Raw genomic sequence first — 7,461 nt, 5'->3', positions numbered from 1 at the left:
GTCAGTGATCGGGCTTATAGACCCACCACCTCCAACACGTCAACAGACTTCTTCAAAAAAACTTCAAAAAACAACAAGCGATTGATTTTGAAGGCGAAATTTTCCTGACTTGAAACGGAGCGCGGAAAAGTCCCTGCGCACGGTGCGAAAAATGTTGACCGGATGGTAAAATCGTCCCCGGCCGGCGCAATCTCTCTTTGGGGCGCAGTGTCGTCGACATCGAAGCCGCTTTTCCGCGGTTGCCAAAGGCTGCTAGTGTCCGTGCGGATCTGACAGAGGAGAGTTCAAGAATGCTGGTACTGGATGCGGCCGAGACACGCGCGGCACTGCCCTGGGACGGGCTAATCCAGGCGCTCGGCGAGATGTTCGCAAAAGGATGCGTCATGCCGGTGCGCCATCATCACGAAGTCGAAGTCCCCGGCGAGGCGGATGCGACGCTGCTTCTGATGCCCGCCTGGCAGCCGGGCGCCTATATCGGCGTCAAGATAGTTTCGGTCTTCCCAGGCAACCAGACGCGCGGGCTGCCCGCCATCCACGGCAGCTATCTGCTTTCCTCCGGCAAGACCGGCGAGCTGCTGGCGATCGTCGACGGCGGCGAGCTCACGGCGCGGCGGACCGCCGCGGCCTCGGCGCTTGCGGCCCGTTATCTGGCGCGTGAGGATGCGAGCCGGCTGCTGATGGTCGGAACCGGTCGGCTCTCGGCAAATGTCATCGAGGCGCACGCCTCCGTCCGTCCCATCCGCGAAGTGGCGGTCTGGGGCCGCGATGCGAGGAAGGCCGAGGCGACCGCGAAGGAACTCGACCTTCAGGGCGTCGCGGTTTCGGTCGCGACGGACCTCGAGGCGGCTGCCCACGAGGCGGATATCATCTCCTGCGCGACGCTCTCTTCCGAGCCGCTGATCCGCGGCGATTGGCTGAAGCCCGGCGCCCACCTCGATCTGATCGGCGCCTTTAAGCCGACGATGCGCGAATCCGACGATCGCGCTGTCGCCGGCGCCAGCATCTTCGTCGATACACGCGACGGGGTGCTCAGCGAGGGCGGCGACATCGTCCAGCCGCTCAGGGCCGGCGTCATCACGGAGGCGGCGATCCGCGCCGATCTTTTCGAGCTTGCTCGTGGCACGCACCCGGGCCGCGCGGGGCCGGACGAGATCACGCTGTTCAAATCGGTCGGCGCCGCCCTCGAGGATCTCGCCGGCGCCGTGCTCGCCTTCGAAGCGCACCGGGCGAAGGCATAGGCGCCCGCGCGCGCTGGCCCGCGGTCGCTTCACTGAAACGTGACGTCGGGCCACAGCGACCCGCATTGACGCCGTAAAGCCTTGCCGTACGCTCGGCCGACATCAGTCGGGAGGACGCGGCAACCACATGATCGGTCGGGCAGGAAAAATCCTCATGGCGGCGACGCTGGCGCTGGGCCTTGCGGACCAGGCGTCCGCCACCGACGCCGGCAATTGGCAGGCCGTCATCGCCGAAGCGAAGGGCCAGACGGTCTATTTCAACGCCTGGGGCGGCTCCGAGACCATCAACGCCTATATTCGCTGGGCGGGCGGCGAAATGAAGTCTCGCTACGGCGTCGATGTCGTGCAGGTGAAACTCGACGACACGGCGAAAGCGGTCGCGACGGTCGTCGCGGAAAAGGCAGCGGGGAAGGACGATGGCGGAGCCGTCGATCTCATCTGGATCAACGGCGAGAATTTTGCCGCGATGAAGCGCGAAGGCCTTCTCTTCGGCCCCGGCTGGGCGACGAAGCTGCCGAACTGGCGCTATGTCGATCACGAGACAAAACCGACGGTGCTCAGGGATTTCACCATTCCGACAGAGGGACTGGAAAGCCCCTGGGGCGGCGCCAAGCTCGTGTTCTTCCATGATTCGGCGCGAACGCGGAAAGCCGACCTGCCCGATTCTGCGGCGGGCCTCCGGAAATGGGCGGAGGCCAATCCGGGCCGCTTCTCGTATCCGCAGCCGCCGGACTTCACCGGCACGTCCTTCCTGAAGCAGGTGCTGATCGAGCTCAGCGATGACAAGACAATGCTGCAAAAACCGGTCGACGACGCGACCTTCGCGGCGGATGTCGCGCCCTTGTTCGCCTATCTGGACAAGCTGACGCCACTCCTGTGGCGGCAGGGCAAAGCCTATCCGCAGAACTATCCGGACATGAAGCAGAAGTTCGCCGACGGCGAGCTCGACATCATCTTCGCCTTCAACCCGGCGGAAGCCTCGTCCGCAATCGCCAATGGCGAGCTTCCGGACACGGTGCGCTCCTTCGTCTTTTCCGGCGGCACGCTCGGCAACACGCATTTCCTTGCCATTCCCTATAACGCGACGGCCAAGGCCGGGGCGCTGCTGCTTGCCGATTTCCTGCTTTCGCCCGAAGCCCAACTGCGCAAGCAGGATCCGAAGATCTGGGGCGACCCGACCGTTCTTTCGCTGGCAAAGCTTACGGACGAGGATCGTTCCGCCTTCGAAAATCTGGACCTCGGCATTGCCACGCTGAAGCCCGACGAACTCGGACCGGCGCTCGACGAACCGCATCCGGACTGGATGACGCGCATCGAGGCCGAATGGATTCGGCGCTATGGAGCGGCCAATTAGGATCAAAGCGCCGCAGGCAGGATCGCGCGCTCCTGGCGCGAACATGCTTCTTGCCCTGCTTTTGGGTCTGCCGATCCTGGCCGGCCTGGCAGGGATCATCCTGCCAGCCTTCGGCTATCTGCCGGCACTCGGCGGCTCGCGGTTCAGCCTTAGCCATTTTGCCGAGCTTGCCGGCCAGCCGCATATCCTGCGTTCCAGCCTCACCGGTCTAGCCGCGGGCCTTGCCACGACTTGCGCCGCCGTCGCGATCGTGGGCACCTTCCTGGCGGGGTTCGCCGGAACGCCGGCCTTCTCCCGCATCCAGCACCTGGTGTCGCCGTTGCTGGCGGTTCCGCATGCGGCCGCCGCCTTTGCGCTGGCCTTCCTCGTCGCGCCGTCGGGCTTTCTCGTTCGCCTGATTTCGCCGGAGCTAACGGGCCTCACACGGCCGCCGCAATGGCTCGTTCCGAATGATCCCCTCGGCCTGTCGATGGTCGCGGGGCTGATCACCAAGGAAGTTCCCTTCCTCTTCCTGGTCGCGCTCGCCGCATTGCCGCAACTCCCGCTTCGCCAAGCGAGACAGTTGACAGCGGCGCTCGGCTATGGGCGCCTGAGTGGCTTTATCGTCAGCCTCTGGCCGGCCCTCTACCGTCAGATCCGCCTGGCCGTGTTCGCAGTCCTCGGCTATTCGGTCTCCGTCGTCGACGTCGCCCTCATCCTCGGGCCGCAATTGCCTGCAACACTGCCGGTGCGGATCGCCCAATGGACGGCGGATCACGACCTCGGCGCACGGTTTCTCGCCTCGGCGGCCGCTCTGCTGCAGCTTGCCATCGTCCTTGCGGCGGTGGTGATCTGGCTCCTCATCGAACGGCTTGGACGCTTCGTCCTTATTCGGCTGACCTCTTCAGGGCGGCGCCTACAGAAGGACGCCGCGCCGCGCCTCATCTCCGCTTTCACGATGGCCGCCTGCGCCGCTTTGATCTTCTTCGGGATCGCAAATCTCTGCCTCTGGTCGGTCGCCGGGCTGTGGCCGTTTCCGGATGCGATGCCGACAACGCTCACGCCGAAGATCTGGCTGCGCACGCTGCCGCAGCTCTGGCCGGCGCTCCAAACCACGATCGCGCTCGCCCTGACGGCGGCGGCGCTCGCCCTATTTTCCGCCATTCTGCTGCTCTATCGGAATGGCGCGGCAGACCGTGGCGGGAACAGGCCGCGCTACGAATTGCTCTATCTGCCCCTGCTGCTGCCGGAAATCAGCTTCGTTTTCGGTCTGCAGATCCTATTCATCTCGGCCGGCATAAAACCAGCCTTTTGGAGCGTGCTGGCGGTCCATTTCCTGTTCGTCCTGCCTTACGTACTGCTGTCGCTCGCAGCACCCTGGCGGGAGCTCGATCGGCGCTTTGAGAGGATCGCTGCCGGGTTCGGCAAGTCCGCGCTGCGAACCCTGCTGACCGTCCGTCTGCCGCTCCTTTTTCGGGCCTGTCTCACCGCCTTTGCCGTCGGTTTCTCCGTGTCGATAAGCCTCTACCTTCCGACGCTGCTGATCGGCGCGGGGCGGTTGACAACGATCGCCACCGAGGCGGTGGCGCTTTCCTCCGGCGGCGACCGGCGGGTGATCGCCGTCTATGCGCTCGTCCAGGGGTCCCTGCCCTTCCTGGCATTTCTCATTGCGTCGCTTGGCCCCCAGTTGCTATTCCGCAACCGGCGGGCAATGAGGACGTGAATGCTAGAAATCGCCAAAACAAGACCCCTGACGCTCTCGGACGTGACGATCCGGCTGGCGGAGCGGAGCCTGCTTGCGGTTTCGGCAACCGTGATGCCGGGCGAGGTGCTGACGATCATGGGGCCTTCCGGTTCCGGAAAATCCGCCTTGCTCGCCTTCGCGGGCGGGTTCCTCGATCCGGCATTCGACGCCGGCGGGCGGTTGCTGATCGGCAAGCAAGACGTGACGGATATTCCCGCCAACCGGCGCCACGCCGGCATCCTGTTCCAGGATCCGCTGCTCTTTCCCCATCTTTCCGTCGGCGCCAACATCGTGTTCGCCATACCGCCCTCGATCAAGGGACATAAGGCGCGGCGCGTGCTTGCCGAGCAGTCGCTCGACGAAGTCGGGCTCGGCGGTTTCTTCGACCGCGATCCGGAAACGCTCTCCGGCGGCCAGAAGGCGCGGGTGGCGCTGCAACGGGTGCTGGTCTCGGCGCCGCATTTCCTTCTGCTCGATGAACCCTTTTCGAAGCTCGACGCGTCCCTCAGGCAGCAGATGCGCGAACTGGTTTTTTCCAAGGCGAAGGCGGCGGGGTTGCCCACCATACTCGTCACGCACGATAGCGCCGATGCGGAGGCCGCGGGCGGCAGGGTGATCGAAATCGGCGGGGAGGAGAAGGCATGATGGGCAAGCTTCCGTCCCTGCCCGTCCGCGAGATCCTGCCCGATCTTGCCGAAGCGCTCCGCGAATCGCCATCCGTCGTATTGTCCGCGCCGCCCGGCGCCGGCAAGACGACGCTGGTACCGCTCTTCCTCATCGACCAGCCGTGGTTGAACGGCGGTAAGATCATCCTGCTCGAGCCGCGACGACTGGCGGCACGGGCCGCGGCCGGCCGAATGGCAGAGTTGCTGGGCGAGAAGGTCGGCGAGACGGTCGGCTACCGCATGCGACTCGACAACCGCATTTCGGCGAAGACCCGCATCGAGGTGGTGACCGAGGGCGTTTTTGCCCGGATGATCCTCGACGATCCCGAGCTCACCGGCGTTTCGGCGGTCCTTTTCGACGAATTCCACGAGCGATCGCTCGACGCCGATTTCGGCCTGGCGCTGGCGCTCGACGTCCAATCGGCGCTGCGCGACGACCTGAGGATTGTCGTCATGTCGGCAACACTCGATGTCGAGCGCGTCGCCGGACTGCTCGGCGATGCGCCGGTTCTTCAGAGCGAAGGGCGGAGCTATCCGGTCGATCTTCGATACGAGAGCAGAGGCACCGGTGAAAGCGTCGAGGATGGGGTGGTCCGGACGATCGTCGAGGCGCACCGGTCCGAAGACGGCTCGATTCTCGCCTTCCTGCCCGGCCAAGCCGAGATCCGCCGAACGGCAGAACGCCTCGCCGGGCGTTTCGACCAGAATACGATGATCGTGCCGCTCTATGGCAATCTCAGCCAGAAGGAGCAGGATGCGGCGATCCGGCCGCCGCCGAAGGGCACCCGCAAGATCGTGCTGGCGACCTCGATCGCCGAAACCTCGATCACCATCGACGGGGTGCGCATCGTTGTCGACAGCGGCCTGCAGCGCCTGCCGGTCTTCGAGGCCTCGACCGGGATCACGCGGCTGGAGACTGTCCGCGTCTCCCGGGCCTCGGCCGATCAGCGTGCCGGACGCGCCGGGCGGACCGAGCCCGGCATCGCCATCCGGCTGTGGCATCCCGGCCAGACGGCGGCGCTTGCTCCCTTCACGCCGCCGCAGATTCTGGCGAGCGATCTTTCCGGCCTGCTGCTCGATCTTGCCCATTGGGGCGTTGCCGACCCCTCGGCGCTTCGCTTCATCGACCCGCCGCCGGAAGCGACGTTGCTTGAGGCCCGCGACCTGCTCGTCGAGCTGGGGGCGGTCGACGCGCAAGGCGCGTTGACCCCGAGAGGGCGCCGGATCCGCGACTTGGCGCTGCCTGTCAGGCTGGCGGCGATGGCGGTTTCGGCGGCAGAAGATGGGACGGCTGCGGAGGCCTGCCTCATTGCCGTGATGCTCACCGAGCAGGGCCTCGGCGGCAACAGCGTCGACATCGAGGATCGGCTGCGCCGCTTCCGGAACGAGCGCGGCGACCGGGCGGAGGCGGCACGCGGGCTTGCCAGACGCATGGCCGCCGACCTTGGCGGGTCAAAGGAAAAGGGCGGGCCTGCCTTGCCGGGACCGCTGCTGATGCACGCCTTCCCGGATCGAATCGCCCTGCAGCGCGGCGGTCGCGGCCGCTTCGTTATGGCGAACGGACGGGGCGCGGAGGTGCCTGAGACCGAGCGGCTGGCGGCAGCAACGATGCTGGTGATCGCCGATCTGACGGGAAGAGCCGGAGCGCAGCGGGTGCTGGCGGCGGCGGAAATCACCAGGGCCGATGTCGAAGCCCATATGCCCGAGGCGATCGTCTCCGAGGAACAGAGCGTCTTCGACCGGGCGAGCCGCCAAGTCAGAGCCCGCCGGGTGACGCGGCTTGGAGCAATCCTCTTCGACGAAACGCCGCTGCCTCGGCCACGCGGCGAGCCGGCCGCCCGGGCGCTCGCCGATGGCATTCGCCAGCTGGGACTGGCTGCCGTGCCCTTTCCGAAGGACGTGGCGCAACTGCGCGACCGCATCGGCTTCCTTCACCGTTCGATCGGTGATCCCTGGCCCGACATGTCGGATGCGGCGCTCGTCGCCCGCCTCGACGACTGGTTCGTTCCTTTTCAAGGGGAAGCCGGCGGCATTGACGGGATCAAGGGCCGCGATCTTGCCGAAGGCCTGATGGCGCTCGTTCCTTACGACCTGCAGCGCAATCTTTCGAGGCTCGCTCCGACGCATTTCGAAGCGCCGACCGGACAGCGGCATCCGATTTGTTACGATGGCGACGAGCCGCTGCTTTCCATCCGCGTCCAGGAACTCTTTGGTCTGAAGGCGCATCCGACGATCGGCGACGGGCGGCTGCCGCTGCTGCTCGAACTGATCTCGCCCGGCCACCGGCCGATCCAGACGACGCGCGACCTGCCGGGCTTCTGGGCGGGCTCCTGGAAGGACGTACGCGCCGACATGCGCGGCCGCTATCCCAAGCATCCCTGGCCGGATGACCCGGCAAATGCCCTGCCGACGACGCGCGCCAAGCCACGCGGCACATAGGCTCAGGACCTGGGGCTGGTTTATCCTTCGCGGATCGCGCTA

Annotated in this window: 5 protein-coding genes; all 5 read left to right on the top strand. The window is 65.8% G+C overall.

Translation table 11 applies throughout. The features are described from left to right. Nucleotides 1–290: 290 nt before the first annotated feature. The 5 genes from CO676_RS13245 to hrpB all read left to right on the top strand — a co-directional run bounded on the left by CO676_RS13245 (nt 291) and on the right by hrpB (nt 7,419). Nucleotides 291–1,238: an ornithine cyclodeaminase family protein gene (locus tag CO676_RS13245; RefSeq protein ID WP_014766549.1), complete on the top strand. Its 948-nt coding sequence runs from the start codon at nt 291–293 to the stop codon at nt 1,236–1,238. Nucleotides 1,239–1,365: 127 nt separating this feature from the next. Then, nucleotides 1,366–2,592 carry an ABC transporter substrate-binding protein gene (locus CO676_RS13240; protein ID WP_014766548.1) on the top strand — a complete coding sequence of 409 codons (1,227 nt, stop codon included), beginning with the start codon at nt 1,366–1,368 and terminating at the stop codon, nt 2,590–2,592. 43 nt (nt 2,593–2,635) lie between these two features. Then, nucleotides 2,636–4,294 carry an ABC transporter permease gene (locus CO676_RS13235; protein ID WP_179875478.1) on the top strand — a complete coding sequence of 553 codons (1,659 nt, stop codon included), beginning with the start codon at nt 2,636–2,638 and terminating at the stop codon, nt 4,292–4,294. Then, nucleotides 4,295–4,960: an ATP-binding cassette domain-containing protein gene (locus CO676_RS13230; RefSeq protein WP_014766546.1), complete on the top strand. Its 666-nt coding sequence runs from the start codon at nt 4,295–4,297 to the stop codon at nt 4,958–4,960. Further along, nucleotides 4,957–7,419, top strand: a complete 2,463-nt coding sequence (gene hrpB, locus CO676_RS13225; RefSeq protein ID WP_097521375.1) for an ATP-dependent helicase HrpB — start codon at nt 4,957–4,959, stop codon at nt 7,417–7,419. The genes CO676_RS13230 and hrpB overlap by 4 nt, the downstream gene beginning before the upstream one ends. Nucleotides 7,420–7,461 lie beyond the last annotated feature (42 nt).

Origin of the sequence: Sinorhizobium sp. BJ1, from assembly GCF_002531555.1 — a bacterium.
Lineage (GTDB): Bacteria > Pseudomonadota > Alphaproteobacteria > Rhizobiales > Rhizobiaceae > Sinorhizobium > Sinorhizobium fredii_B.
This window is presented reverse-complemented; position numbering and strand designations above follow the sequence as displayed.